This is a genomic window from Fodinicola acaciae (assembly GCF_010993745.1).
Lineage (GTDB): Bacteria > Actinomycetota > Actinomycetes > Mycobacteriales > HKI-0501 > Fodinicola > Fodinicola acaciae.
The window spans coordinates 588,209-614,564 of record NZ_WOTN01000004.1 but is presented as its reverse complement, the minus strand read 5'-3'; the positions used below and the strand labels follow the sequence as shown (position 1 = coordinate 614,564).

General features: G+C 67.1%; 31 protein-coding genes and 2 tRNA genes. 15 read left to right on the top strand and 18 right to left on the bottom strand.

Annotated features, from left to right (window positions below):
- Genes GNX95_RS38345 through GNX95_RS38325 form a run of 5 tightly spaced genes read left to right on the top strand, consistent with a single transcriptional unit; the run spans position 1 to position 3,369 of the window.
- Positions 1 to 219, top strand: a complete 219-nt coding sequence (locus GNX95_RS38345) for a hypothetical protein (RefSeq protein WP_163512682.1) — start codon at positions 1 to 3, stop codon at positions 217 to 219.
- On the top strand, positions 216 to 392 hold the full coding sequence (locus tag GNX95_RS38340) for a hypothetical protein (protein WP_163512681.1): 177 nt from the start codon (positions 216 to 218) through the stop codon (positions 390 to 392). Before GNX95_RS38345 ends, GNX95_RS38340 begins: the two co-directional genes overlap by 4 nt.
- The gene (locus GNX95_RS38335; protein ID WP_222854256.1) at positions 380 to 1,978 is read left to right on the top strand and encodes a replication initiator; all 1,599 of its coding nucleotides are present in this window, start codon (positions 380 to 382) and stop codon (positions 1,976 to 1,978) included. The genes GNX95_RS38340 and GNX95_RS38335 overlap by 13 nt, the downstream gene beginning before the upstream one ends.
- Before the next feature lie 24 nt (positions 1,979 to 2,002).
- Positions 2,003 to 2,200, top strand: coding sequence for a helix-turn-helix domain-containing protein (locus GNX95_RS38330; RefSeq protein ID WP_163512680.1), 198 nt, complete (start codon positions 2,003 to 2,005; stop codon positions 2,198 to 2,200).
- Positions 2,200 to 3,369, top strand: coding sequence for a tyrosine-type recombinase/integrase (locus tag GNX95_RS38325; protein WP_163512679.1), 1,170 nt, complete (start codon positions 2,200 to 2,202; stop codon positions 3,367 to 3,369). The genes GNX95_RS38330 and GNX95_RS38325 overlap by 1 nt, the downstream gene beginning before the upstream one ends.
- Before the next feature lie 52 nt (positions 3,370 to 3,421).
- Here GNX95_RS38325 and GNX95_RS38320 read toward each other — a convergent pair.
- From GNX95_RS38320 to GNX95_RS38280, 10 genes are all read right to left on the bottom strand, one after another.
- Positions 3,422 to 3,497 (bottom strand) — tRNA-Ala (locus GNX95_RS38320).
- 56 nt (positions 3,498 to 3,553) lie between these two features.
- Complete coding sequence (locus GNX95_RS42825; RefSeq protein ID WP_222854255.1) at positions 3,554 to 3,685, bottom strand: DLW-39 family protein; 132 nt, start codon at positions 3,683 to 3,685, stop codon at positions 3,554 to 3,556.
- A 30-nt stretch (positions 3,686 to 3,715) separates the two neighbouring features.
- A tRNA-Ile gene (locus GNX95_RS38315) sits at positions 3,716 to 3,789 on the bottom strand.
- 77 nt (positions 3,790 to 3,866) lie between these two features.
- On the bottom strand, positions 3,867 to 4,847 hold the full coding sequence (locus GNX95_RS42290; protein WP_187369762.1) for a DUF3566 domain-containing protein: 981 nt from the start codon (positions 4,845 to 4,847) through the stop codon (positions 3,867 to 3,869).
- A 4-nt stretch (positions 4,848 to 4,851) separates the two neighbouring features.
- Complete coding sequence (gene gyrA, locus GNX95_RS38305) at positions 4,852 to 7,458, bottom strand: DNA gyrase subunit A (RefSeq protein ID WP_163512678.1); 2,607 nt, start codon at positions 7,456 to 7,458, stop codon at positions 4,852 to 4,854.
- 146 nt (positions 7,459 to 7,604) lie between these two features.
- On the bottom strand, positions 7,605 to 9,560 hold the full coding sequence (gyrB, locus tag GNX95_RS38300) for a DNA topoisomerase (ATP-hydrolyzing) subunit B (protein ID WP_163512677.1): 1,956 nt from the start codon (positions 9,558 to 9,560) through the stop codon (positions 7,605 to 7,607).
- A gap of 381 nt (positions 9,561 to 9,941) precedes the next feature.
- On the bottom strand, positions 9,942 to 10,382 hold the full coding sequence (locus tag GNX95_RS38295; protein WP_222854254.1) for a type II toxin-antitoxin system VapC family toxin: 441 nt from the start codon (positions 10,380 to 10,382) through the stop codon (positions 9,942 to 9,944).
- Entirely contained in the window at positions 10,364 to 10,783 is a 420-nt protein-coding gene (locus GNX95_RS38290; protein ID WP_163512676.1) for a hypothetical protein, read from the bottom strand. Before GNX95_RS38290 ends, GNX95_RS38295 begins: the two co-directional genes overlap by 19 nt.
- 51 nt (positions 10,784 to 10,834) lie before the next feature.
- A complete protein-coding gene (locus tag GNX95_RS38285; RefSeq protein ID WP_163512675.1) occupies positions 10,835 to 11,029 on the bottom strand; it encodes a DUF397 domain-containing protein in 195 nt (64 codons plus the stop codon).
- Between the two features lie 2 nt (positions 11,030 to 11,031).
- Entirely contained in the window at positions 11,032 to 11,862 is an 831-nt protein-coding gene (locus GNX95_RS38280) for a helix-turn-helix domain-containing protein (RefSeq protein WP_163512674.1), read from the bottom strand.
- 156 nt (positions 11,863 to 12,018) lie between these two features.
- Here GNX95_RS38280 and GNX95_RS38275 point away from each other — a divergent pair, with 156 nt between their 5' ends.
- A complete protein-coding gene (locus tag GNX95_RS38275) occupies positions 12,019 to 12,213 on the top strand; it encodes a hypothetical protein (RefSeq protein WP_163512673.1) in 195 nt (64 codons plus the stop codon).
- Positions 12,214 to 12,217: 4 nt separating this feature from the next.
- On the opposite strand, the gene GNX95_RS38270 is transcribed toward GNX95_RS38275, so the two are convergent.
- From GNX95_RS38270 to dnaA, 7 genes are all read right to left on the bottom strand, one after another.
- Positions 12,218 to 12,787: a hypothetical protein gene (locus GNX95_RS38270; RefSeq protein WP_163512672.1), complete on the bottom strand. Its 570-nt coding sequence runs from the start codon at positions 12,785 to 12,787 to the stop codon at positions 12,218 to 12,220.
- On the bottom strand, positions 12,784 to 13,350 hold the full coding sequence (locus GNX95_RS38265; protein WP_163512671.1) for an RNA polymerase sigma factor: 567 nt from the start codon (positions 13,348 to 13,350) through the stop codon (positions 12,784 to 12,786). Before GNX95_RS38265 ends, GNX95_RS38270 begins: the two co-directional genes overlap by 4 nt.
- Positions 13,351 to 13,407: 57 nt before the next feature.
- On the bottom strand, positions 13,408 to 13,932 hold the full coding sequence (locus GNX95_RS38260; protein ID WP_246281914.1) for a DciA family protein: 525 nt from the start codon (positions 13,930 to 13,932) through the stop codon (positions 13,408 to 13,410).
- On the bottom strand, positions 13,925 to 15,061 hold the full coding sequence (recF, locus tag GNX95_RS38255) for a DNA replication/repair protein RecF (protein ID WP_163512669.1): 1,137 nt from the start codon (positions 15,059 to 15,061) through the stop codon (positions 13,925 to 13,927). Before recF ends, GNX95_RS38260 begins: the two co-directional genes overlap by 8 nt.
- A gap of 70 nt (positions 15,062 to 15,131) precedes the next feature.
- The gene (gene gnd, locus GNX95_RS38250; RefSeq protein ID WP_163512668.1) at positions 15,132 to 16,025 is read right to left on the bottom strand and encodes a phosphogluconate dehydrogenase (NAD(+)-dependent, decarboxylating); all 894 of its coding nucleotides are present in this window, start codon (positions 16,023 to 16,025) and stop codon (positions 15,132 to 15,134) included.
- A gap of 62 nt (positions 16,026 to 16,087) precedes the next feature.
- The gene (gene dnaN / locus GNX95_RS38245) at positions 16,088 to 17,215 is read right to left on the bottom strand and encodes a DNA polymerase III subunit beta (protein ID WP_163512667.1); all 1,128 of its coding nucleotides are present in this window, start codon (positions 17,213 to 17,215) and stop codon (positions 16,088 to 16,090) included.
- 397 nt (positions 17,216 to 17,612) lie between these two features.
- Positions 17,613 to 19,109, bottom strand: a complete 1,497-nt coding sequence (gene dnaA, locus GNX95_RS38240; protein WP_343035100.1) for a chromosomal replication initiator protein DnaA — start codon at positions 19,107 to 19,109, stop codon at positions 17,613 to 17,615.
- Positions 19,110 to 19,735: 626 nt separating this feature from the next.
- Between dnaA and rpmH the strand changes: the two genes are divergently transcribed.
- From rpmH to GNX95_RS38195, 9 genes are all read left to right on the top strand, one after another.
- On the top strand, positions 19,736 to 19,879 hold the full coding sequence (rpmH, locus tag GNX95_RS38235; RefSeq protein ID WP_222854358.1) for a 50S ribosomal protein L34: 144 nt from the start codon (positions 19,736 to 19,738) through the stop codon (positions 19,877 to 19,879).
- 8 nt (positions 19,880 to 19,887) lie between these two features.
- Complete coding sequence (gene rnpA / locus GNX95_RS38230; RefSeq protein ID WP_163512664.1) at positions 19,888 to 20,235, top strand: ribonuclease P protein component; 348 nt, start codon at positions 19,888 to 19,890, stop codon at positions 20,233 to 20,235.
- Positions 20,232 to 20,531 (top strand): membrane protein insertion efficiency factor YidD, encoded by a 300-nt coding sequence (gene yidD, locus GNX95_RS38225; protein WP_163512663.1) that lies wholly within the window; start codon positions 20,232 to 20,234, stop codon positions 20,529 to 20,531. Before rnpA ends, yidD begins: the two co-directional genes overlap by 4 nt.
- Positions 20,528 to 21,700 carry a membrane protein insertase YidC gene (gene yidC, locus GNX95_RS38220; protein WP_163512662.1) on the top strand — a complete coding sequence of 391 codons (1,173 nt, stop codon included), beginning with the start codon at positions 20,528 to 20,530 and terminating at the stop codon, positions 21,698 to 21,700. Before yidD ends, yidC begins: the two co-directional genes overlap by 4 nt.
- A 131-nt stretch (positions 21,701 to 21,831) precedes the next feature.
- Positions 21,832 to 22,377, top strand: coding sequence for a Jag family protein (locus tag GNX95_RS38215; protein WP_425483943.1), 546 nt, complete (start codon positions 21,832 to 21,834; stop codon positions 22,375 to 22,377).
- Positions 22,378 to 22,390: 13 nt separating this feature from the next.
- Positions 22,391 to 23,077 carry a 16S rRNA (guanine(527)-N(7))-methyltransferase RsmG gene (gene rsmG / locus GNX95_RS38210; protein ID WP_163512661.1) on the top strand — a complete coding sequence of 229 codons (687 nt, stop codon included), beginning with the start codon at positions 22,391 to 22,393 and terminating at the stop codon, positions 23,075 to 23,077.
- Between the two features lie 180 nt (positions 23,078 to 23,257).
- Complete coding sequence (locus GNX95_RS38205) at positions 23,258 to 24,250, top strand: ParA family protein (RefSeq protein ID WP_163512660.1); 993 nt, start codon at positions 23,258 to 23,260, stop codon at positions 24,248 to 24,250.
- Positions 24,247 to 25,209, top strand: coding sequence for a ParB/RepB/Spo0J family partition protein (locus GNX95_RS38200; protein ID WP_163512659.1), 963 nt, complete (start codon positions 24,247 to 24,249; stop codon positions 25,207 to 25,209). Before GNX95_RS38205 ends, GNX95_RS38200 begins: the two co-directional genes overlap by 4 nt.
- Positions 25,210 to 25,302: 93 nt before the next feature.
- Positions 25,303 to 25,587 carry a PASTA domain-containing protein gene (locus tag GNX95_RS38195; protein WP_163512658.1) on the top strand — a complete coding sequence of 95 codons (285 nt, stop codon included), beginning with the start codon at positions 25,303 to 25,305 and terminating at the stop codon, positions 25,585 to 25,587.
- A gap of 108 nt (positions 25,588 to 25,695) precedes the next feature.
- Here GNX95_RS38195 and GNX95_RS38190 read toward each other — a convergent pair whose 3' ends face one another.
- A complete protein-coding gene (locus tag GNX95_RS38190) occupies positions 25,696 to 26,343 on the bottom strand; it encodes a helix-turn-helix domain-containing protein (RefSeq protein WP_163512657.1) in 648 nt (215 codons plus the stop codon).
- Positions 26,344 to 26,356 lie beyond the last annotated feature (13 nt).

The following is a 26,356-nucleotide window of genomic DNA, read 5'->3' as shown; positions in this document are numbered from 1 at the left end:
ATGAAAATGACGCTGATCGGGACCCACCGCGAACTCGCTGTGGCGCTGCAAACCGTACGGCTTCTGTTTCACATCAGCGAAAAATCGGAGCCGCACCAAGGTGCCGGTCCCGGCGGCGTGCACCGCTTCACCATCTACCTCGACGTGATTCCGCTGCTGGACACCTCACCGGACGGCTACCCGGACGAGAGCCAGCGGCCTCGGAGGCACCCGCAATGAACCACATTCATATGCCCGAGTGCTGGACCTGCCTGGACTTCGGCGACCTGGCCAACCTCGGCCCGTGCCCGCACTGCCGGCCGGATGCGTACGCGGCGCACGTCGCCAGCGAACTCGCCACCCGCCCCACCACCACGCCGACTCCGGGAGGTGACCCGTCGTGGGTGTCCTGAGCATCCCCGCAGAGCTGATGACCACTGAAGCTCTGCGCGATGTCGCCATCTCGACCGGCGTGTGCGTGCGGCCCGTCCTGCAACGGCTCACCGACTCCACGACGGGTGAGTCCCGGATCGTGCCGATTCCCTGCGGCGCCACGCTGGACAGCAAATGCCCACCGTGCGCGGACCGGGCTCGGCGGCTGCGGATTCAGCAGTGCCGCGAGGGTTGGCACCTGGACGCGGACCCCGGCGACGACCAGGCCGACGAGCTGGACCAGGCGGACGAGCTGGCCGGTGGTGGCAACGAGTTGGACCAGGCGGAGGACGAGGTTTCCGGCGACGGGGAGGAGGGTGCCCGTACCGAGGAGGAGGGGTCGGTACGGTCCCGCTCCACCCGTCGCCGGCAAGACATGCCGGACCTGCCGCGTCTGCCGATGGCCAAGACCACGGTCGGCCGGTCCTTCGTCGGCAACGACGGCACCGTTTACCGCCCGTCGACGTTCCTGACGGTGACGCTGCCGAGCTACGGCAAAGTGCGGCCGGACGGCACCCCGGTCGACCCGTCCACCTACGACTACCGGCGGGCCGCGCTGGATGCCATGCATTTCTCCAAACTCTGGGACCGGCTGGTGCAGAACATGCGCCGCTGCGTCGGCTACAACGTCCAGTACTTCGCCGCCGTCGAACCACAACGACGACTGGCCCCTCACCTGCACGTGGCCATGCGGGGCACCTTCCCGCGAGCGGTCATGCGGGAAGTGGTGGCCGCGACCTACTTTCAACTTTGGTGGCCTAGTCACGAAAAGCCCGTCTATACGACGCGGCTGCCGGTCTGGCGACCCTACCGCGACGGCGGCGGCACCTACGTCGACCCCGACACCGGGGACGAGCTGGTCACCTGGGATGCCGCGCTGGACCGGATCGACGCCGACGAGCACGCCGAACCGGCGCACGTGCTGACTTTCGGTACGCAGACTGACGTTCAGGGCCTGATCGGTGGACCCAAGTCCGACCGTGCCATCGGTTACCTGTGCAAATACCTCACCAAGTCCATATCCGCCGGCGCTACCGCCGGTACGGGCTCGGACGAACCCAGCGCCGCACAGCAGTCGCACATCAGCCGACTGCACGAACAGGTCCGGCTGCTGCCTTGCTCGCCGGAGTGCGCGAACTGGCTCCGGTACGGCGTCCAGCCCAAAGACGCACACGCCGGCATGCGGCCGGGTTGCTGCCCGCGTAAGGCGCACAAGCGGCACACCCTCGGCCTCGGCGGCCGCCGCGTCCTGGTCTCCCGCAAGTGGACCGGCAAAACGCTCGACCAGCACCGCGCCGACCGGAAAGAGGTCGTGCGCCTGGTCCTCGAAGCGGCCGGCATCGACCTGCCAGAAGGCGCCACCCGCGACGAGCTCGACGCCAACGGCCGCCCCCGCTGGATCTGGGAACCAGTACGGCCCAACGACGACCCGGTGCCGGTCGTGACCGTACTTTCCCAGCTCATCACCCAACGCCAGCAATGGCGCGAGCAATACGAACGGGCACGCGAACGGCTGGCCCACAGTAATTCCGCAACCAAGATCAACACTGCCGCTGAAGCGGCCTGACCAGCAGAAAGCGAGGTACCAACGATGAGCACTACATACCTCACGGTCGAGGAAACGGCCGAACAGATGAACGTCCCGGTGCGCTTCGTACGGCGGTTGGTCGAGGAGCGGCGCATTGCCTTTCACCGATTCGGCCGGCACGTGCGCCTGGCCGTCGCTGATGTCGACGCATTCATGAATGCTGGCCGCGTCGAGCCGCACTCGTACGGTCGGGCCGCCTGATGGCCGGCCGCCGCGACTGGGGCCGAGTCCGCCAACTGCCGTCCGGCCGGTGGCAGGCGCGCTATCCCGGCCCGGATGACGTACTCCGGCCCGCACCCGACACGTTCAGCCGCAAGAGGGACGCTGCCGAGTGGCTGGTCAGCAAGCGCGCCGAGATTCTGCGGGACGAGTGGATCGACCCGACGAAAGCGGCCGTCACGCTCGATGAGTTCGGCATGCGCTGGATCGAAGAGCGCAAGCTTGAGGAGACTTCGCGCGAGCGCTACCTCAATGCGTTCAAGGGACACATCTCGCCGGTTCTCGGCACTCGATCGCTGGACAAGATCAAAGAGCAGCAGGTCCGGTCGTGGCGCAAGAACCGCCAAGATCACGGCGTCGGACAGCCCAGCATCGCCAAGGCGTATCGGCTGCTCCACGCCATCATGGAGACAGCCGTCGATGATGGCCTGATCCGCCGGAACCCGTGCCGCATCAAGGGTGCCGGCAAAGACGGCTCGGCTGAGCGTACGGTCCTCACGGTTCCGGAGGTCTTCGCGGTCGCGGACGCCATCCCCAAGCGATACCGCGCACTCGTTCTCCTTGCGGCGTTCACGAGTCTCCGGTTCGGCGAGCTGGCGGCGCTACGCCGTAACCGCGTCGACCTCGAAACGCTCGACGTAGCGGTACGGGAAGCACAGGCCGAGCTACAGAACGGCAAGAAGATCATCAAGGCGCCGAAGTCGGAGGCAGGCAAGCGTGACGTTTCGATTCCCGACCTGATCAAGGCCGTACTCAAACATCACCTGGACGAGTACGCCGATCCTGCCTCGGACGGCTTCGTGTTCATCGGTCCACGCGGCGGTCGACTCCAGCGCCACAACTTCCGGCGGATCTGGCGCAAGGCAGTAGAGGACTCGAAGATCCGGCACCAGGATGTCCACTTTCACGACCTGCGGCACACCGGCAACGACCTGGCCGCCAAGGCTGGCGCGTCCACCAAGGAACTGATGGCTCGCATGGGCCACGCTTCGATGCGCGCGGCGATCATCTACCAGCACAGCTCCCGCGAGCGGGACCGCGAAATCGCCAAGGCCATCAGCGCGAACGCCGAAGGGGCACGGCAGGTCCGTACGGAGCCTCCCGAACCTGAGGGGCACGCGGAGGGCACGCAAGGCGCCATCGCCAGCTAGCACGAAAGCCCAGGAAGCGAGCGAAAGGCTCGTTCACCTGGGCTTTCGTGTGTGGTGGAGATGAGGGGACTTGAACCCCTAACCCCTGCCTTGCAAAGGCAGTGCTCTGCCAGTTGAGCTACATCCCCGGGTCCCGGTACGCCGAAGGGGCGGCCCGGCTTCGGGCCGCCTGGTCGACGACGCCCTAGCTGAGGTCGGTCTCCGGGGCCGTGGTGGCCTCGTGCCACAGGTCGCGCTCGTCGTTGGCGTCCTTGATCTTCTTCGCGATGAAGGCACCCACGAGCAGCAGACCCAGGATGATCAGAACCTTCTTCACCGTGTTACCCCTTTCACGGGCAGTGCGGAGTGGGGCTAGCTGGAATCGAACCAGCGACCTCATCGTTATCAGCGATGCGCTCTAACCGACTGAGCTATAGCCCCGCGGGCACGAGAAACGACACTACCGTACGCGTCGCGGCCGCCTCAAAGCAGTATCCCCTTGTGTGAGCGCGGCAACCTCAGTCACGCTCCGCCAGGGTGATCTCGATGCCCCCGACCAGGTCCGCGCACACGTTGTAGATGAACGAACCGATGGTCGCCAGCGCCGAGAAGAGTACGACGTTGATCAGGCCGATCACCGCGGCGCCGCCGATCACCAGCTGCGGGCTGATGGCGAATCCGCCGGTGCCGGAGCTGTCGGAGGTGAACGTCTTGATCGTGTTGTTCACGTCATCGAAGACTCCCATGCTCCACAACGCCACGTAGATCGCTGTGGTCGCGACCACGAAGACGATCAGCAGCACGGCGGAGACGGCCAGTGAGAACTTCAGCACCGACCACGGGTCGATCCGGCGCAGCTGCAGCCGGGCACGCCGCGGGCCGCGAGCGGCGGCCGCCTGCATGGTGCTCTTGGCACTGCGTACGGCACGGCCGACCGAGCCGAGCGCGCCGCCGGAGCCACCGACGGTCGCGGTGCCGGTCGCGGTGCCGACGGAGCTGGACTCCGGCCCCGCACCTGAGCCGTAGCTGGTGCCGATGGTGGAGCCGGTGCCCGGCGGGATGCCGTAAGACGGAGCGCCCGGCTCGCTGACGCCGTAGCGGCCGGCGCCGGAGCTCGGCGCCGACGAGCTGTCGTCATAGCTCGAGCCGTAACCGGAGTCGAAGCTGGAGCTGGAGCTGGAGCCGAAGGACGAGTCGGAGGACGACTCGCCGAGATAGCTGCTGGACGAACCGGGCGTGCCGTTGCCACCGAAGGCGGACGGCACGTTGATGGTCTGGGTCGCCGTGGACGGAGGCACGGACGCGCGGCCGGAGGCCGCCGACGAGGAGCCGCTGTCCACCGACGGCCCGCCGCTGCTCGGCGCCGCGCCGTTGCCGCTGGTCGGAGCGGTGCTGGCGGTCTCGTCCACGTTGTCGTCAGAGCCGGCGGCACCGGCCTGGCCGACGGCAGCCCTGCCGACGACCGGCTGGCCGCCGCCGCTCGGGGTTCCGTCGCTCATCGTCTCACCCGTCCTGTCCATCCTGCGGTCCATCCGGCTGCTGCGCATCCGGCTGTTCATCAGGCCGTACGTCCGCCTCTGCGTCAGACGCAGCGGTGGCCTGCTGACCATCCTGAGTGTCCGACTCGTCGGCCTCGTCGGCATTACGCGCGACCGCGAGCAAAGTCACTCCGTCCGGCAGATCCATCAGCTTGACACCTTTAGTCTGCCGCTTTGACGACCGTACAGGCTCGACCGGAGTCCTGATGACCCCACCGACAGAGGTGATGGCGAAGATCTCGTCATCAATATGGACGGCCAGAGCGGCCACCAGGTTGCCGCGACGTTCGTCATACTCGAACGTGCGCACGCCCTTGCCACCGCGGTTGTGGGTCGGATATTCCTCCACCGGCGTCCGCTTGGCATAGCCGGAGGCGGTCGCGATCAGCAGCTCCATGCCTTCGCTCACCACCTCCATGGACAGCAGCTCGTCGGCCTCGTCGAACCGCATGCCGATCACACCGGAGGTGGCCCGGCCCATCGGACGAAGCGACTCGTCGGAGGCGCGGAACCGGTTTGACTGGCCCTGCCGACTGGTCAACAGCAGATCGTCCGTCTCCGAGATTAGAGCGGCGCTGACCAGCTCGTCGTCCTCCCGGAGATTGATCGCGATGAGTCCTCCCTGCCGAGCCGAGTCGAACAGGGCCAGCTCGCTCTTCTTCACCAGGCCGCGCTTGGTGGCCAGTACGAGGTAAGGCGCGACCGCGTAGTCCTTGATCTGCATGACGGACGCGATGTGCTCGTCCTGCTGGAAGGCGAGCATGTTGGCCACATGCTGGCCGCGCGCGTCGCGGTTGGCCTCCGGCAGCTCGTACGCCTTCGCGCGATAGACCCGGCCCTTGTTGGTGAAGAACAGGATCCAGTGGTGGGTCGAGCCGACGAAGAAGTGGCTGACGATGTCGTCCTGCTTGAGCTGCGCGCCCTTCACACCCTTGCCGCCGCGGCGCTGCGACCGGTAGAGGTCGACCTTGGTCCGCTTGGCATAGCCGGTCTGGGTGATGGTGACGACGACGTCCTCTTCCGGGATCAGGTCCTCGATCGACGACTCGCCGTCGAACGGGATGATCTTGGTGCGCCGGTCGTCGCCGTTGCGCTCCACGATCTCGGCGAGCTCCTCGCCGATGATCTGCCGCTGCCGCTCGTCGCTGGCCAGGATCGCCTCGAGCTCGGCGATCTCGATCATGATCTGCTCGTACTCTTCGGTGATCTTCTGCCGCTCGAGGGCGGCCAGGCGGCGCAGCTGCATGTCCAGGATCGCGGTCGCCTGGATCTCGTCGATGTCCAGCAGCTGCATCAGGCCGGTACGCGCGTCGTCGACCGTCGCGGACGCGCGGATCAGCGCGATCACCTCGTCCAGCGCGTCCAGCGCCTTCAGATAGCCGCGCAGGATGTGGGCGCGCTCTTCCTTCTTGCGCAGCCGGAAGCGGGTACGCCGGACGATGACCTCGACCTGGTGGGTGATCCACAGCCGGACCAGCTCGTCGAGCCGGAGCGTACGCGGCACGCCGTCGACGATCGCCAGGTTGTTGACACCGAAGCTGTATTGCAGCTGCGTGTGCTTGTAGAGGTTGTTCAGCACGACCTTGGCGACCGCGTCACGCTTGAGCGTGATCACGATCCGCATGCCGATCCGGTCGCTGGACTCGTTGGCGATGTCCGCGATGCCGGCCAGCCGGCCGTCCTTCACCAGGCTGGCGATGTTTTCGATCAGGTTGTCGATGTTGACCTGGTATGGCAGCTCGGTGACGACCAGGATCTGCCGGCCGCGCGAGTCCTCCTCGGCCTCGATGACCGCGCGCATCCGGACCGAGCCGCGGCCGGTGCGATATGCCTCTGCGATGCCGTTGGTGCCGACGATCAGGCCGGAGGTGGGGAAGTCGGGTCCCTTGATCCGCAGCATCAGCTGGGCCAGGGTCTCCTCGCTGGAGGCCTCCGGGTTGTCCAGGGCCCACTGCACTCCGTCGGCGACCTCGCGCAGGTTGTGCGGCGGCATGTTGGTGGCCATGCCGACCGCGATGCCGGAGGAGCCGTTGACCAGCAGGTTGGGGAACCGCGCCGGCAGGATCGACGGCTCCTGGGAGCGGCCGTCGTAGTTGGGGCCGAAGTCGACGGTGTCCTCGTCGATGTCCCGCAGCAGCTCCATCGCCAGCGGGTCCATCCGGCACTCGGTGTAACGCATGGCGGCCGGCGGGTCGTTGCCCTGCGAGCCGAAGTTGCCCTGGCCGTCGATCAGCGGATAGCGCAGCGACCACGGCTGCGCCATGCGTACGAGCGCGTCGTAGATCGCCGAGTCACCGTGCGGGTGATACTGGCCCATCACGTCGCCGACGACCCGAGAGCACTTGGAATAGCCGCGGTCGGGCCGGTAGCCGCCGTCGTACATCGCGTAGAGGATCTTGCGGTGCACCGGCTTGAGGCCGTCGCGTACGTCCGGCAGCGCGCGGCCGACGATGACCGACATCGCGTAGTCGATGTAGCTGCGCTGCATCTCCTGCTGGATGTCGACGAGCTCGATCCGATCGCCGGCCGGCGGCCCGGCGGGCCCTGGCGGCGTGGTCGGGGTTTCGGTCATCGTGCGGCCTTCCTGATGTGCGCGAGATCACTTCTATGCGGCGCGGATTTGCCGATCATGCGAGGAAAAGCTGCCTTCCACTGTGGGTAATCCTGTGGAAACTGTGGATAATCTGCCGGAGGTCCGTGAGGAAAGCCACAATATTCCTAAACATCCAGAAAGCGGACATCGCGCGCATTCCGGGTGATGAAGTGCCGGCGCGACTCCACGTCCTCACCCATCAGGATGCTGAACAGCTGGTCGGCGGTGGCCGCGTCGTCGAGCGTCACCTGGAGCAACAGCCGGTTGGCCGGATCCATGGTGGTCTCCCACAGCTCCTTGGCGTTCATCTCGCCGAGGCCCTTGTAGCGCTGTACGCCGTCGTCCTTCGGCAGCTTGCGGCCCGCCTCGATGCCGGCGGCGATCATCGCGTCGCGCTCACGGTCGGAGTAGACGTATTGCGGCTCGCTGCGCTGCCACTTCAGCTTGTAGAGCGGCGGACAGGCGAGGAAGACGTGGCCCTCCTCGACCAGCGGCCGCATGAACCGGAACAGCAGGGTCAGCAGCAGCGTACGGATGTGCTGGCCGTCCACGTCGGCGTCGGCCATCAGCACGATCTTGTGATAGCGCAGCTTGGTGAGGTCGAAGTCCTCGTGGATGCCGGTGCCGAGCGCGGTGATCAGCGACTGGACCTCGGTGTTTTTCAGTACGCGGTCGATCCGCGCCTTCTCCACGTTGATGATCTTGCCGCGGATCGGCAGGATCGCCTGGAACATCGAGTCGCGGCCGGACTTGGCCGAGCCGCCGGCCGAGTCACCCTCGACGATGTAGAGCTCGGAACGGCTCGGGTCGGTGGACCGGCAGTCGGCGAGTTTTCCCGGCAGGCCACCGATTTCCAGCGCGCCTTTGCGGCGTACGAGCTCGCGGGCCTTGCGCGCGGCGATCCGGGCCTGCGCCGACGAGATCGACTTGGTGATGATCGTCTTCGCCTCGGCCGGGTTGCGCTCCAGCCAGTCGGCCAGCCACTCGTTGGTGGTCTTCTGGACGAACGACTTGACCTCGGTGTTGCCGAGCTTGGTCTTGGTCTGGCCCTCGAACTGCGGCTCGGCGATCAGCACCGAGACGATCGCCGCGAGACCCTCGCGGATGTCGTCGCCGGTGAGGTTGTCGTCCTTTTCCTTGAGCAGCTTCTTGTCGCGCGCGTAGCGGTTGACCACGCTGGTGAGTGCGGCACGGAACCCCTCTTCGTGGGTGCCGCCTTCCTGCGTGTTGATGGTGTTGGCGAAGGTGTGCAGGGACTCGGAGTAGCCCTCGTTCCACTGCATCGCGACCTCGAGCTGGAGACCCTCGGCCTTGCCGCCGTACGCGATCACCGACTGATGGATCGCCGACTTCGTCCGGTTGAGGAAGCGCACGTAGTCCTCGATGCCACCGGGGTAGTGGTAGGTGACGACGTTGGGCTCGTTGTTTTCGTTGTAGTGCTCGGGCCGCTCGTCGCGCAGCACCATCGTCAGGCCGCGGTTGAGGAAGGCCATCTCCTGCAGCCGGCGGGAGATCGTCTCGAAGCTGTACTCGACGGTCTCGAAGATCGACGGGTCGGCCCAGAAGGTGATCGTGGTGCCCTGCTCCTCGGTCGGCTCGCCTTTGACCAGCGGCGCGGTCGGCTTGTGCTCCGCGTACGGCTGGAACCAGGTGTAGCCGTCCTTCTTGATCAGCGCCTCGAGCCGCGTCGACAGCGCGTTGACCACCGAGACGCCGACGCCGTGCAGACCGCCGGACACCGCATATGCCTTGCCGTCGAACTTGCCGCCGGCGTGCAGCATGGTGAGCGCCATCTCGACACCGGTCTTCTTCTGCACCGGGTTCACGTCGACCGGGATGCCGCGGCCGTTGTCCACAACCCGTACGCCGCCGTCGGCGAGAAGCACCACCTCTACGCGGTCGCAATAGCCGGCCATGGCCTCGTCCACAGAGTTGTCCACAACCTCTTGGATCATGTGGTGGAGACCGCGCTCACCGGTGGATCCGATGTACATGCCGGGACGCTTGCGTACCGCCTCGAGGCCCTCCAGCGCGCGCATGGAGCTGGCGCTGTAGCTCTCCTGGTTGTCGTTATCGGCCACGCGGAAAGGCTCCTTCTATGGCGGCGCGGGCGCGCGGGATCGGTCAGCGGTAGAGTTGTGCCGACCCTTTTGTCGCAGGTCCGATGCCGCTTCGGCGGTGTGCCTCGACGACACCGGGCCCAGCAGGCCCCCGGCCGCTTCGCGATCTTGGATGGAACGCGTCTGCGGCCGAGTGAGGCACTCTTACGCCGATGTACTACGTCGATGATACCGCTTCCGCGACATAAGGCAGTGCATTGCCACCCCCTAATGTCCTCTCAGCCGGCTTGAGAGCCCTCTCGCGCATCCCCCCACACGCTCACGGCGACAGAAACGCTCTCGCCTGCCTCGTGACGGTTGGGACATCTGAGGTCCAGGCGCCGTTCACGCCACGGCGTGTCGTCACACCTTCACCACGGCGACCCGCAGGTCCTTCGGACACGCCGGCTCCTCGACCAGCCGGCCGAGATCGTCTGGATCGCTGGTCAGCACCGCGACCGGACGCGGCATCCTCAGTGCGGTCGCCGCCACGATCGCGTCGATCGCACAGCGGTGGCCGGACATGCCGGTGCGACCCAGCAACTCGCCGGCCGCACGGCCGAGCTCGGCGCTCACCGGCACGGCGGCGATGCCCGTGCCACGCAGGAGCCGGTGGACCCGCGCGTCTCGAGGACCGCCGCGCAACACCTCGGTCAGCGTGACCACGCTGACCGCCAGCTGCGCGCCGCGCCGCCGCGCACCTTCCAGATGCGCTCGAGCGCGCAGGTCGTTGGCGGCCAGCTTGGCCAGACCCTCGCTGTCGAACACGAGCGTCCCGCCGACACCTACTTTGCGTCCGGCCATTCGGCGAGCGCCTCCTCGACCAGCTCCTCCGGCACCGGGCCGTACTTTTCGTCCAGCTCGTCGGCAAGCTCGGCCAGCAGGTCGAACTGAAGCTGGCGAGCGACCGACTCGGTGACGTACTGGCTGAACTCGCCCTTGCCGAGCCGCTGCTGCAGGGTCGCGATCAGGTTTTCCGGCAGCGACACGCTGACCTTGCGTACGCGACCCATGCCTGGCGGCGCGTCGGTGTTGGTCGAACCCAAGTCGATGCTCAGCAGATCCTGCATGTTGACCTCGATGGCGTACGGACGATGGGACCGTTGCAGCGACGCGAGCCGCCGGACCAGGTCGATGACCTGGCGGATGTCGCCGATCGGCACCTCTGAGCCATCGGCCGTCGAGTCGTACGCGTTTGCCGTCACGGTGGCTATGCTACCAAGGGTGGCAATGCCGGTTCGAGGTCGGGTGGCGGTCTAACGCGAGGTGGTCAACATGGTGAGGAACGCCGACCAGGCGGACGCGGCGACGGCGAGCGTGCCGGCGGTCGGATTCTTGGAGTCGCGTACGCCGATCACCTGCTCACCCTGTCCCACCTCGACGCAGTCGCTCGAACTGCCGCTGCGAGTGCTTTTTCGCCACTGAGACACAGAAAGATCAGCATCGGTCATCGTCACTCCTCCGTGCGGCTGGTCAGTTGCGCGGCAACTCGCCGGATCACCTCCACCGAACGCTCGGCGGACAGGGCCTTGGCCGCGATTCGATCCCACGCCAGCCTATAGCTCGCGATCTCGCCCTCCTTCTCGAGAAATGCGCTCAGCACGCGATTTTCCAGATGTACCAAGGTTGGACTCGCCTCGAAGGCCATGATCACGAACGGACCCTCGAGGCCAGGATGTGCTCCGACGGCAAGCGGCACGACCCGGATGTGGACACGCGGTCGCCGAGCGATCTGCGCCAGGTGCCACAGCTGGGTCCCGAGAACCTGTCGACCGCCGACCGGGACGCGCAATGCCGGCTCAAAGAGGAGAAAGTGAAGCTCCGGCGGCAACGGTCGACGCAGGATCGCCTGCCTCGCGAGTCGCGCCGCCACCCGCGTTTCGACATCTTTCTCGGGTAACGGGCGCTCATTGGCGCCGGCGATCACAGCACGGGCGTAGTCCGCGGTCTGAAGCAAGCCCGGAATCCACAGCGGTTGATAGCTCCACAACGCCGTCGCGCGTGCTTCGTGTTCGATGAATGCCTGCCACTGGTCTGGCAGACGGCCGACGTGTGACTCGATGAGGCCGGGGTCGGCGGCTTTGCGGACCAGGTCGATGATCTCGGTACGTTTGCCGCGCGGACAGCTGTAATGGCCGAGCAGCAACACGACTTCCTCGAGCTCAAGGCCGCACCGGCCGGTCTCGATCCGGCTGATCTTGCTTTGCGACATGCCGAGTTCACGTGCCACCTGTACGGACGTGAACCCGGCAGTCCGCCGCAGCCGGCGCAGCTCCGCGGACACCTGGCGGGACCGTACGGTCCCGGAGCTGACGACCCCGTCCGGCTCGGTCACGGCCAGCCTCCATCGACGTATGCATCGGGTGAATAAACGTGTACCTCCGGTAACTGGCTGTCAAGGTAGCGGTTGTCCGCAGACCTGCGAAACCGAGGGGACAAGATGGAAGCGCTGCGTACGTGGATCATCGAAGGCGACAACAAACTGACCATCAGCGTGCACCGGCCGGCGCTGACGATCCAGATCGGCAACGGTCCGCCGGCGCCGCTGACCCTCAAACAGGTGATCGCGCTCTATTCCAGGCTCGAGACGGTCGAGACCTATTTCGAATGCGAAGACCCTGAAGTCCTCGACTGAGGAACTACTTGCCTGGCTGGAGATCAATGAGTACGCACTTGCCGACCGGCCCCGACGCGACGGAATAGCCCGGCCCCGGATCGACGTACGTGTTCCCGTCCTTGCCGACATAGGGTTGCGTCGGAGCAGCCGCCTCGAGGATCAGTGTCTCACCTTTTCGCAGGACGCTTTTGTCGATAACGAAAGTAACGCCGTCAGGGCCTTCGTCGGCTCGCTTGAGCACCTTGTGGAATCGCTCAAGGGCGATCGGCTTGTACCAACCGGGTCGGCATTGCTTGTGCGCCGGCACGTATGCCGCCACCGTCGGCACTCCGCGCTTTCCGAGCTCACGCTCGAGGCCCGCGGCGTCCGTCCACGAGTGGACCGTCACGGTGACCGTGCCGTCGTTGTTTGATTTCACCGCAAAGGCGGGGCTCGGTGCCGACGCGATCGAAGCCGCGAAGACGCCGGCGGCGAGCGCGGCCGTTGCGGCACCGATCGCGGCGATCTTGCGGCCATGGCGACGCCGCGGCGACGGCTCGGTGACGATTTCCTTCAACGCGACCAAAGCGCGTTCCTCGAAAGTGGTGGTCATGAGAAAACCTCCGAAAGAGCGAGAGAAGACGGCAACCGCACCTGTACGCGCTGCCGTGCTCGTTGAAGTCGTTTGCGCGCCGCGGCCGGACGGATGCCGAGCACCTCGGCGGCCTCCTGTACGGCCAGACCGTCCAACGCCACCAGCTCGAGCACGGCACGCTCGGCGTCGGACAATCCGTCCATAGCAAGGTAAAGAGCGCGCGCATGCGCCTCGGCGTCGATCTTTTCGGTCAACCGTGCGGCATCGTCCTCGCCGACCATGGCGTGTCCGGCCAGCCGGCGTACCGCCCGTTGTTCGCGCACCTGCCGCCGGCGTTCGGCGGCCATGACGTTACGTGCGACGCCGTACAACCAGCCGATGGCCGATCCCCGGATCGTGATCGGTTTTCGTGCGGCCTCGATAGCGGCGACGAAAACCTCGACGGTCAGGTCGGCCGCCAAGTACGGGTCGTCGACGCGGCGCGCGACGAAACGGCTGATCGCGTCGACGTGCTGGCGATAGAAATCCTCGAATGCGTCTGGATCTCGTCCGATCCGCGCTGTCTGCGGTGGGTCGGCCATGCGACCTCCTCTGGTAGGCACACCAGTTAGTGGTCGGCCGGCTGGGCCGCGTGACAATCAGCCGTAGGTGTCTCGAGGACCGCGGCCGCGGACCGTACGCGGACCCTTCTTCCACGACGGCGCCGCCGGACCGTGCACGGCCAGCTTGGTGACCACGCCGGAGCCGATCTCCTTCGCCAGGATGCCGAGGATCTTCGGCGTCAGCAGCCGCAGCTGCGTGGCCCACGCGGTCGACTCGGCCTGCAGCGTCAGCATGCCGTCGCGCAGGCTGACCGGCGTGCAGTGGGCGGCGATGTCCGGACCGACCACCTTGTCCCAGTTGCCGATCACCTGGCCCTCGGCGGCCGGTTTTTCCCAGCCACGCTCGGAAACCAGCCGACGCAGCAGCCGTCCGAACGGCTGCGGATCGCGCGGATCGGGACCAGCGGAGGTATATCCGGAGCGTCGCAATTGTGGATTTGTCGACAAAACGCTACGTCGTTTTTTCGACTTGCTTGAATTGCGACCGCGAGCCGCCTCGAGCGCCGCGCGTGCCAGCTCCGGTCCGGCCGGCTCCTCGAAGGACAGCTCGTCGTCAGACACGGCGCACCTCACCAGCGGACACCTCATAGCGCGCACCCTGCAGGTTTGCCGGTACGTCGCCAGGCACGGCCGCGGTGACCAGCACCTGCTCGGCCGGCGCGACCAGTTCGGCCAGCCGGTCGCGGCGACCGGCGTCCAGCTCGGCGAACACGTCGTCCAGGATCAGCATCGGCTGGCCGCCGTCGGCGCTGAGCAGATCGTACGCGGCGAGCTGCAACGCCAGCGCGTACGACCACGACTCGCCGTGGCTGGCATAGCCCTTCGCCGGCAGGTCACCGAGCTGCAGCACCAGGTCGTCGCGATGCGGACCGACCAGTGTGATGCCACGCTCCACCTCGGACTGCCGCGCCTTGGCCAGCGCCGTCAACAACCGCGTGGTCAACACGTCCTTCTGCGCGGCCAGCTCGTCGACCGACTCACCTTCCTCGAGCGCCGAGCACCGGTAGGTCACGGTCGCCGGACCGGCGCCCTGACTCACCGCGTCGTAACCCTTCGCGACGAACGGCTGCACCGCCCTGACCAGCTCGAGCCGGCCGGCGAGCAGCTCGGCGCCATGGACGGCCAGGTGGTTGTCCCACACGTCCAGCGTCCGCAGGTCACCGGCCGATCCCGCGCGGCGGGCCATGCCAGCGGTCTTGAGCAGCGCGTTTCGCTGTTTGAGTACGCGCTCATAGTCGGCACGTACGCCGGCATAGCGAGGCGTCCGCGCGACCAGCAGCTCGTCCAGATAGCGCCGGCGGTCGGAGGGATCGCCGCGTACGAGCGACAGGTCCTCCGGCGCGAACATCACCATGCGTAATGCGCCAAGGACCTCCCGAGGACGCACCTGCGTGCGGTTGAGCTTCGCGCGGTTGGCTCGGCCCGGCACGATCTCCAGCTCGGTCAGCAGCTCGCGGTCGTCGCGTACGATCGCCGCGCGGATCACCGCTCGAGACGCGCCGGACCGCACCATCGGCGCATCCGTGCCGACCCGGTGACTGCCGAGGGTCGCCACATAGCCGATGGCTTCCATCAGGTTGGTCTTGCCCTGGCCGTTGGGACCGACGAAGACGCTCGGACCGGGATCGATCGGCACTTCCGCGGTCGGATAGCTGCGGAAGTCGACCAGGCTCAGATGCCGTACGCGCACGAGTGCCTGACCCCCTCACCGCTGACCGGAGCGTTCCTTCGATCGTACGTCCGATGTTTCCCGTGAAACGTCAGCCGCCGCTCTCCGGCAGGATGGCGTGTCCGCCAAACTGGTTGCGCAGCGCGGCGACCGCCTTCATCGCCGGAGAATCGGGCTGCCTGGAGGAAAAACGCGCGAACAGCGCGGCGGAGATGACCGGCATCGGTACGGCGTTTTCGATCGCCTGCTCGACCGTCCACCGGCCCTCGCCGGAGTCGTCGGCATAGCCCTTGATCTCGGAAAGATCGTCGTCGGACTCGAGCGCGCGCACCATCAGGTCGAGCAGCCACGAGCGTACGACCGTGCCGCGGGTCCACGCCTTGAAGATCTTCGGCACGTTGTCGGTGGTCACCGACGACGCCTCGAGCAGCTCGAAGCCTTCCGCGTATGCCTGCATCAGGCCATATTCGATGCCGTTGTGCACCATCTTCGCGTAATGACCGGCACCGACGCCGCCCGCGTGGACGAAGCCCTCCTCACGCGGGCCTTCCGGCCGCAGCGCGTCGAAGATCGGCATCAGCCGCTCGACGTTTTTCGCGTCACCGCCGGCCATCAGGCCATAGCCGTACTGCTGGCCCCACACGCCGCCGGACACACCACAGTCCACGAACTCGATGCCGTTGGCGGCCAACTGCTCGGCATGTTTGGCGTCATCGAGCCACTTGGAGTTGCCGCCGTCGATCACCACGTCGCCGGCGGACAGCAAGCTGCCCAGCTCGTCGATCACGCCGGCGGTGATCTTGCCGGCCGGCACCATCACCCAGATCGCTCGAGGCGCCTCGAGCTTGCCGACCAGGTCCGCGAGGCTCTCGGTGTCGGACACCTTCGGGTCGCGGTCATAGCCGATGACGGTGTGGCCCGCCTTCTTCAGCCGGGCGGCCATGTTGCCACCCATCCGGCCGAGACCGATCATGCCGAGCTGCATGCGTTATCGCTCCCCTGACCCGCACCTCGAGCAGGCACGGTTGATGTTGTGTGCTCCGGGCCTCAGCCGGTCAGGCGCACCGGCATCAACACGTAGCGGTAGTCGACCTTGTCGGACCCATTCTCGTCCGCGCCGGTGATGACCGCAGGTTTCTGTGGCGCGGTGAACGACAACACGGCCGTGTCGGACTCGATCGCGTTGAGGCCGTCGAGCAGATACGCCGGGTTGAACGCGACGGTCATCTCGTCGCCGTCGTATGTGGCCTCCGTGGTCTCCGACGCGCGCGCGTCGTCGCTGCCACCGGCCTCCGCGGTCAGCTCGTCCTTGGTGAACGACAGGCGGATCGGCGTGTTGCGCTCGGCGACCAGCGCCACGCGCTTGATCACCTCGGTCAGCGTGGCGGTCGGGACGGTCGCTCGAGCCGCGAAGCTGTCCGGCAGCAACGAGCGGTATTTCACGAACTCCGCGTCGAGCAGGCGGGTCGTCGAGCGGCGATCGGCACCGGCGAAACCGATGATGCCCTCGCCGGTCTCCGGCTGCGAAAGCGCGAGCTGCACCTCGTCGGCACTCGCCAGCGCCTTGGCGGTGTCGGAGAGCGTACGCGCCGGCACCAGCGCGGTCGTGGACACGTCCGACGAGCCCGGATGCCAGGTCAGCTCGCGTACGGCCAGCCGATAGCGGTCGGTCGCCGCCAGCGTGACGCGGTCGCTTTCCAGCTCGAGGCGTACGCCGGTGAGCATCGGCAACGTGTCGTCGCGACCCGCCGCGATGGCGACCTGATGCACCGCGTTTGCGAAGGTCGCGCCGTTCAACGTGCCGGCGACGGTGGGCATGGACGGCAGCGTCGGATAGTCCTCGACCGGCATGGTCGGCAAGGTGAACCGGGCGCTGCCGCAGGTGATCTCGGCCTTGGCGCCTTCGACGACGACCTGCACCGGATGCGCGGGCAGTGCGCGGGTGATCTCGGCCAGCAACCGGCCGGACACCAACACCTTGCCGGCCTCGTCGCTCGAGACGTCGATGCCAACCTGAGTGGAGACCTCGTAGTCGAAACCCGAGACCATCAGCCTGTCGGCGTCAGCGGTCAGCAACACGCCGGCCAGCACCGGAACCGGCGGTCGGGCCGGCAGGCTCTTGGCCGTCCACGCGACCGCGTCCGCGAGCGCCTCACGCTCGACCCGGAATTTCATCGAGGCCCTCCTGGAGATGCTTTTCGATTCGTCAGTGTGCACGTCCGCCGAAACGGACGGTTCACCGGGACCGGAATCACGGCCGGATCATCCGTTTTTCGGCGCTGTCTGGCCGTTGTCCCCAGATCGGGCCGAAGCGAAGCGCTGTGAAGAAGTCCTCGAGATAGATAGTTCGTAGACGTCTTCGCACTTGTGGAAACCGTGGACGACGGCCGTATTTCCAGGTCAGCGCCAAAATGGCCATGTGGACGTCCGGTGGGGACAGCGGGCGAATCGGTGAACGGCCTGTCGACAACCGACCGTTGTTCATCCGTTGTCCACGTCCATCCACCGTTATCCCCAGAGTTATCCCCAGGCTGTGCACTCTGGCTGTGGACGTCTCCGGTGCGTACGCGGCTCACTGCTGGGCCCGCTGTTTGATGCGGTTGGTCAGCTCGGCGATCTGGTTGTAGAGCGCACGCCGCTCGGCCATGTGCTGGCGGATCTTCTTGTCAGCGTGCATGACCGTGGTGTGGTCGCGGTTGCCGAACGACTGGCCGATCTTCGGCAGCGACAGGTCGGTCAGCTCGCGGCAGAGATACATGGCGACCTGGCGCGCGTTGACCAGTACGCGGCTGCGCGACTGGCCACACAGGTCGTCGATCGTCACGCCGAAGTACTCGGCGGTGGCCCCCATGATCTGCGTCGCGGTGATCTCCGGTCCGCCGTCGGCCGGGATGAGGTCGCGCAGCACCACCTCGGCGAGGCCGGTGTCGACCTCCTGCCGGTTGAGGCTGGCGAAGGCGGTGATCCGGATCAGCGCGCCTTCCAGCTCGCGGATGTTGCTGGCGATCTTGCTGGCGATGAACTCCAGCACCTCCGGCGGCGCGGCGAGCCGTTCCTGAGCGGCCTTCTTCCGCAGGATCGCGATGCGCGTCTCGAGGTCCGGCGGCTGGATGTCGGTGAGCAGGCCCCACTCGAAGCGCGTACGCAGCCGCTCCTCCAGCGTCGCCAGCTGCTTCGGCGACCGGTCGGAGGAGATCACGATCTGCTTGTTGGCGTTGTGCAGCGTGTTGAAGGTGTGGAAGAACTCCTCCTGCGTACGCTCGGCGCGCTCGAGGAACTGGATGTCGTCGACCAGCAGGATGTCCACGTCGCGATAGCGGCGCTGGAAGATCTGCGCCTTGTCGTCGCGCAACGAGTTGATGAACTCGTTGGTGAACTCCTCGGTGGACACGTACCGGACCGACTTGGCGTGGCCGAGCCGCTGGGCGTAATGGCCGATCGCGTGCAGCAGATGGGTCTTGCCGAGACCGGAACCGCCGTAGATGAACAGCGGGTTGTACGCCTTGGCCGGCGCCTCGGCGACCGCGATGGCGGCGGCGTGCGCGAAGCGGTTGCTCGAGCCGATCACGAACGAGTCGAAGATGTATTTCGGGTTGAGCCGTGCCGGCTCGACGTGCGCGCGGTTGCCGACCGGCGCCGGACCACCGAGACCGGGCGCGGCCGGGGTGCCGTCGAGATGCGGCCGCCCGACCGGCGGCTCCGGAGCAGACGGTCCAGGCGGCGGCTCGGCGATCGGCCGGCTGGTCGTGGAGATGACTTCTGAATAGGTGTAGCCGTCGGTGGCCGGACCATCGGCGATGACCGCCTCGGCGGCCGGCGCCGGCGACACCGGCGCGTCCTCGGGCAGGACCGTCACCGCGACACCGACCGACCGGCCGATCCGCTCGGACAGCGCCTTGGCGATGAGCGGACGCAGCCGCTGCTCGATCATCTCTTTGGCGAACTGGTTGGGCGCGGCGACGATCGCGGTGTCCTCGACCAGCGCGAGCGGCCGGGTCAGCCGCAGCCATGCGCGCTGCTGGGCCCCGAGCGACTCGCCGCCGAGTCCAGCGGTGGTCTCCCCCCAGATGACGTCGAGGTTGGGCTTGTCGTCATCAGCCACCGGCGTGCTCCTTCCCAGCTGGTCCCCGACACGCGCGGCACCGGAAACGGGTTTGCCGGCCCGGTTGTCCACATCGATTTCCACACCCTGTGTACGCGTCGGATGACCGCCGGCCAGCCGGCTGGACGGGCTGTTGCGCCGTCACGTCCCCATCGCCCCCTTAGATGGTCCGGTGCCGCGCCGAATGCCCCTCCCGCGCAGGTCAGCCAGACCGTGTTGATCATTCCCCACCCGAGCGGATCGCGCGCTCGCAACCACTGGTATGTGGCCAACCGCCGAGGACGAGCACGCTAACAGCGCGCGGCGGGGCCGTACAAGGCGTTGTCCACAGGCTTGGGATATCTTTGCTGACAGGCAGACCGGCGTGTCATGCGAGGGGTGTGTTTGACCGCTCGCGGGTCACGTCAGTAGTCTGTTTGAGACTATGGCCGTGTGCCGGCCAGTTTTGTGTGCGCCAAGGCAAGACCGAGTGCACCGAGGACGTCCGGCAGGCGGAGCAGCCAACGGCGGTTTCCGGTACGAACCGGACGTGTCGTGGGCAGGCACCCCGGACGTCACGACCGTGAGATGACCGCACCAGCCGTAACGGAGATATCGACGTGAGCAAGCGCACCTTCCAGCCGCACAACCGCCGCCGTGCCCGCACCCACGGCTTCCGGCTGCGGATGAGCACCCGCGCGGGCCGCGCGATCCTCGCGGCGCGCCGGCTCAAGGGTCGCAAGAAGCTGTCGGCCTGACGGTCGCCGTGTTGCCGGCGGCCGCGCGGCTGCGCAGCCGCGACGAGTTCACCCGGGTCGTCCGGGCTGGCCGGCGGACCGGTCGGCGCACCCTGGTCGCACACCTGACGGTAGGAACCGGTTCCGGCGTACGCCGGGCCGGTTTCGTGGTTTCCAAGGCCGTCGGGTCGTCGGTGGTACGCCACCGCGTGCAGCGCCAGCTGCGGCACCTCGTGCGCGACCGGCTCGAGCTGTTGCCTGCCGGTTCCGACCTGGTCGTACGGGCGTTGCCGGCGGCGAAGGACACGTCGTCCGCGGTGCTCGGCGCCGACCTGGACTCGGCCTTGCGCAGTTTGTTGAAACGTACGGTCACATGAGCACGCCGTCGCACGACCACGGTGCCCGTCCCGGCAGTTGGCCGGCGCGGCTGCTGATCCTTCCCGTGCAGGCGTACCGTCGATGGATAAGTCCCGGGTTGCCGCCGCGGTGCCGGTTCTATCCGACCTGCAGCGCGTACGCCGTCGAGGCGTTGCGTGTCCACGGCGCGTGGCGCGGGCTGGCCCTGGCCGCCTGGCGGCTGCTGCGCTGCCATCCGTTCCATCCGGGTGGATATGACCCGGTCCCCGAGCGGCACTCGCGTCGCATAACGAGATTCTCTGGAGCAACCCGGTGATCAATCTGAACTGGATCTACATCGCGATCTCGTGGATCCTGCTCAAATGGCACAGCCTGTGGGCGGTCGTGTTGGGCCCGCAGAGCGGACTCGCCTGGGTGCTGGCAATCGTGTTCCTGGTGATCACCGTGCGGGTGATCCTGTTCCCGGTCTTCATGAAGCAGATCAAGTCGCAGCGGGCCATGCAGGCACTGCAGCCGCAGGTGAAGGAGCTGCAGAAGAAATACAAGAACGACCGCGAGACGCTGCAGCGCGAGATGATGGAGCTCTATCGGCGGGAGAAGGCCAACCCGCTGATGGGTTGCCTGCCGCTGCTGCTGCAGATCCCGGTGTTCCTCGGACTTTTCCACGTGTTGCGTGGCATCAACCCGATCGACTCGGTCAACTGGAAGATCTGGCCGAGTCAGTACGGCTGGACGTTGGACCAGTTCCAGGGCGCGTCCCACGCGACCCTTTTCGGCGCACCGATCGCGGCGCAGTTCAACTCCAACGCAGACGTGCTGACGGCGCTCAACGCCAACGGTGTCGTGGTGAAGGTGGTCGCTGGCTGCCTGATCGCGATCATGGTCGCGACGACGTACATCACGCAGCGGCAGATGATCGCGCGTACGGCCGCGACCGCCGATCCGCAGCAGGCGATGATCCAGAAGCTGATGCTCTATGGCATCCCGCTGTCGCTGCTGGTCTCCGGCTCGCTGTTCCCGATCGGTGTGGTCGTCTACTGGGTCACCCAGAACCTGTTCTCCATGGGCCAGCAGTTCTACGTGCTGCACAAGCACCCGCCGGCCGGCGCGGCCGCGAAGGACGGCGCCAAGAAGGCTGAGGACGACAAGCCGTCGGTCGGCCAGCAGCTGGCGCCGAAGCCCGGCGCGAAGCCGGTCAACCCGAAGAAGGGTGGCCGACCGGCGCAGCCGGCCGCGGCCGTACGCAAGGCGGACGTGTCGCTGGACAAGGGCGACGACGCGAAGCCGGCGACGCCGGCCAAGAAAGGCAGCGGACCCAAGGGCAAGGGCCAGCCGTCCGCGCGCCGCGCGTCGATCAACCAGCCGGCCGCCGGCAACCGGCAGAACGGGCGCGGCTCCGGCGGAAAGCAGCAGGGCTCGTCCGGGCGCCGCGATGGCCGGCCGACCGACAGCCCGGCCAAGCCGGACGCCAGCAGGACCAAATAGCAGGCCGGCCACGGGACCGCCGGGGCGGCTCCGTGGCGCGGGCTTACCCTGGTCCACCAGAGACTTGAGCGGCGGCGAGGCCTTTGCGGCCATCAGTCCGCCGGAAGTGAGCGGGAGAAGTGGAGCGCGTAGTGACCGAAGAAGCGTCGACGGTGGAGACCGCGGAAGCGGAGGACGGCGCCGGCCAGGCCGAGAGCAAGAGCGGGCTGAGCCGTTCGGAACTGCTGGTCCGCGAGGGTGACATCGCTGCCGACTACATCGAGCAGCTGCTGGACATCGTGGACTACGACGGCGACCTCGACATGGACGTGGAAGGCGACCGCGCGGTGGTGGCGGTGGTCGGCCGTGGCCTACAGTCGTTGATCGGTCCCGGTGGAGCGACACTGGACGCGCTGCAGGAGCTGACCCGGCTCGCGGTCGTGCAGCAGACCGGCGTACGCAGCCGGCTGATGCTGGATGTCGGCGGCTATCGCGAGCGGCGGCGTGCGCAGCTCGTCGAGATCGCGACGAAGGCGGTCGAGCGCGCGCGGCAGTCCTCGGAAGACGTACGGCTGGACGCGATGAACCCGTTCGAGCGCAAGGTCGTGCACGACGCGATCGCGGACCAGGACGGCGTGTTCAGCGAGTCCGAAGGCGAAGAGCCGCAGCGGCGCGTGGTGGTGCGTCTCCAAAAGTGACCTCAGAGCGCTGATGGGGCACGCACCCCCGGACGAATTCGCGGCAGCCGCGCACACCGTCTTCGGTGGCCGGCTGCCGCTTGCGCAAGAGCTGGTCGGCTGGCTGGTCGGTCCCGGCATCGAGCGAGGGCTGATCGGTCCGCGCGAAGCGGAGCGCATCTGGCCACGGCACGTACTGAACTGCGCGGTCGTCGCCGAGTTGCTGGCGGCTGACTCGACTGTGATCGACGTTGGCTCGGGAGCTGGGCTGCCGGGCCTGGTGCTCGCGGTGGCGCGAGCCGATCTGAGGGTGACTCTCCTGGAGCCGCTGGAGCGGCGAGTCACTTTTCTCATCGAGGCGGTGGACGGTCTCGGCCTGGACAACGTCCGGGTCGTACGCGGTCGCGCCGAAGAACAGGCCGGAAAGCTCAGCGCGGACGTGGTGACGGCTCGAGCGGTTGCACCGCTCGACAAGCTGGCGCGGTGGTGCCTCCCACTGGTGCGGCCAGGAGGCGAGTTGCTGGCGATGAAGGGCTCCTCGGCGGAGGTCGAGTTGGAGACGCATCGCGCGGCGATCCAAAAACGCGGCGGCGGTGAAACGCGAACTGTGCGGTGCGGTGCGGGCGTGGTGGACGAGCCTGCGACCGTAGTGGTGGTACGCAAGAACCAAGGCGCTCCATCCGGCAGGGGAAACCGGATGACCAACAAGGGGCGCCGTTGAGGGGGGACTGTGAGCAAGAAGCGGAAGACCAAGGCACCTCCGGCCGCTGAGCCGGGTCCGGTCGGCTGGTTGAATAGGAGTGCGGGTCCGGCGCGTGATTTCGACCCGTCACCCGTCGGTTGGCTCAGTTCGGCGGGGCTCGATGAGCGACTCAACGATTCGGAGACCTCGGTGGGAGCCATGACGACGAGCGGACCCTCTGACGGCAGACATGCGCCGAGCGGCAGTGACGACGAGAGTCAGCGGCGGATCAGGCAGGCCCTGGAGGCCACTGTTTCACGTGAAACATCGACGTCTGGCGACGATGTTTCACGTGAAACACGCGAGGACGACCTGCCGATCGCCAAGGAGGCCAAGCGTGCGGTGGACGTGCTGCACCCAACGTCTCTCCCTCGACCGCCGCGCCGCCGTACGATCTGCGTCGCCAACCAGAAGGGTGGCGTCGGCAAGACGACCACCGCGGTCAACCTCGGAATGGCACTGGCGATGAGCGGCCTCGAGGTCCTCGTCATCGACCTGGATCCGCAGGGAAACGCCTCCACCGGTCTCGACGTGGACCACCGTGCCGGCACGCCGAGCGTGTATGACGCGCTGATCAACGAGTCGACCCTCAAAGAGGTCGCGCAGACCGTCGAGGGGATGCCCAACCTCAAGTGCGTGCCGGCGACCATAGACCTCGCCGGCGCCGAGATCGAGTTGGTTTCACTGGTGGCTCGCGAGTCGCGGCTACAGAAGGCGATCGAGGCGTATCCGGAGGAGGTCGACTACGTATTGGTCGACTGTCCCCCGTCGCTCGGCCTGCTGACCGTCAACGCGATGGTCGCCGCCGAGGAGGTGCTGATCCCGATCCAGTGCGAGTACTACGCGTTGGAAGGGCTCGGCCAACTGCTCAACAACATCGACCTGATCAAGGCGCATCTCAACCCGAAGATCCGCGTGTCGACGATCCTGCTCACCATGTACGACGCGCGGACCAAGCTGGCCGATCAGGTCGCCAACGAGGTGCGCGAGTATTTCAAGGACACCGTCCTCACCTCGGTCATCCCCCGCAGCGTCAAGGTTTCCGAGGCACCGGGTTACGGCCAGTCGGTGTTGACGTACGACCCGGGCTCGCGCGGCGCCACTAGTTATCTGGCCGCCGCGAAGGAGCTCGCCGAGCGGGGGATCCGGTGAAGTCGAAACGAGGTGGCCTCGGCCGCGGTCTCGGTGCGCTGATTCCCACCAGCGCACCGGAGGATCAGCAGCCGTCGACGCCGGCGGCGCGGATCGTCGAGGAAGCGGCCAGCCCCGCCATCGAGGACCTCGAGCCGGTGCCAGGCGCCACGCTGCGCGAGGTCGCGGTCAGCTCGATCCACCCCAACCCGAAGCAGCCACGGACTGCCTTCGACGAGGAGGCGCTCGAGGAGCTGAAGGCGTCCATCCTCGAGGTCGGCGTGCTGCAGCCGGTGGTCGTACGTGAGACCGCGCCGGACCGCTATGAGCTGATCATGGGTGAGCGGCGGTGGCGCGCGTCGACCGCCGCAGGCCTGGAGAAGATCCCGGCGATCGTACGCGAGCTTGGCGACGACCTGATGCTTCGCGACGCCCTGCTGGAAAACATTCACCGCAGCGATCTCAACCCGCTGGAAGAGGCGGCGGCGTACCAGCAGCTGCTCGCCGAGTTTGGCGTGACGCACGAGGAGCTCGGCCAGCGCCTCGGCCGCAGCCGTCCGCAGATCTCCAACACCATTCGGTTGCTGAGCCTGCCGGCGACCGTCCAGCGCCGCGTCGCTGCCCGTGTGCTCTCGGCCGGTCACGCCCGCGCGCTCCTCGCCCTCGACGACCACGAGAAGCAGGACGAACTGGCGCACCGGATCGTCGCCGAAGGCCTGTCGGTACGCGCGACGGAGGAGCTGGTCGCACTCGCGCAGGCCGAAGGACCGACCCAGAAGCGCACGCCGGTGCAGCGGCGGAAGCAGCCGCAGTCCCCCGCGCTGAACGAGCTCGCCGACCGGCTCTCCGACCAGTTCGACACCCGCGTGAAGATCGACCTCGGCCGCCGCAAAGGCAAGATCACCATCGAGTTCGCGTCGGTGGACGACCTCGAGCGGATCGCCGGGGTGATGGGGATCGACGGACGCGGCTCCGACTGATCCACTCCTCCTCCGAGCGCGCGCCTGCTGCTAGGCGCGCGCTCGATGCTTTTCCGGGGATTGCCGGATAGCATTTGAAGAGGGTGATGCCAGATGGATGAGCTTCCAGTGGTAGTGCCGGATTTTCGTGGTCAGCAAGCACTCGAGGCGTGGCTGGCCGGACACGACGTCGGCGTCCTGCTCGAGGGCCCCAATCCCGACAGCCCCACTCCCGTGTTGAACGGTCGCGTGGTCGACCAGGTCCCTGCGGCCGGCAGCCGGCTGAGCCGCTGGGGACGCGTCACGGTGTGGGTCAGCGACGCCGATGGCGGTGTACGAGAGCCGCGCCGACCCTATCCGGATGCCGCTTCAGGCGCCGCGGAGTCCGAAGCCTCGTAATCTCGGCCGGCCAAAACCCCAGGAGAATCGTGTTCCTGCGCGATTCTGAGAGCGTTTTGGCTGACGCGACCGGCGCGAAACGGGCCTGACCTCGTCAGAATCGGCCTGTCAGCACGCGGTTGTCGGCAGCTTTCCGGCCGCGTACGCGCCAGGAGTCACGCGCATCAGCTCACGAAAGTGCGCAGCCATGTGCGACTGGTCGTAATAGCCGGCCTCGCTCGCGCGCGTGGACCATGAGCCATCAGCGGCGAGCACGGCACGGAGCCGGCTGAGTCCGGCGTATCGCTTCGGCGAGACGCCGATCGTCTCCGCGAAGAGATCGCGGAGGTGTCGCTCGCTCACTCCGACGGCCGCCGCCGTGGCGGCCACCGACTGGCCGGCGGAGAGCCGATCGGTGGCGAGCTCCACCAGACCCACATCCGGCGCGCTCGGCAGGCGCCGCTCGAGGTGCTCGAGGAAGACGTCCGGATCGTCGGTCGCCACGCTGATCGGCAGGGTGCGATTGGTGAGGCGATCGGCGCGTACGCCGAAGAGCGCCGCGGCGGCACCACGCCGGAACCGGAGCCGAAGGCAGGCCGGGATTTCCTTGCCGGCGAAGTACGACGCGTGCGTGCGCGGCCCACGGACGAAGGCGGCCGTCGGCCGATCGACCGCCAGCCGCCACACGATCTCGGTCGCCGGATCGGGTGGATGGATCAACGGCCCGCCGGCGTACGACGTCAGATCGATCCGGTCGAACCACTCGTCCAGGCTCACCGGACCAGGCTAT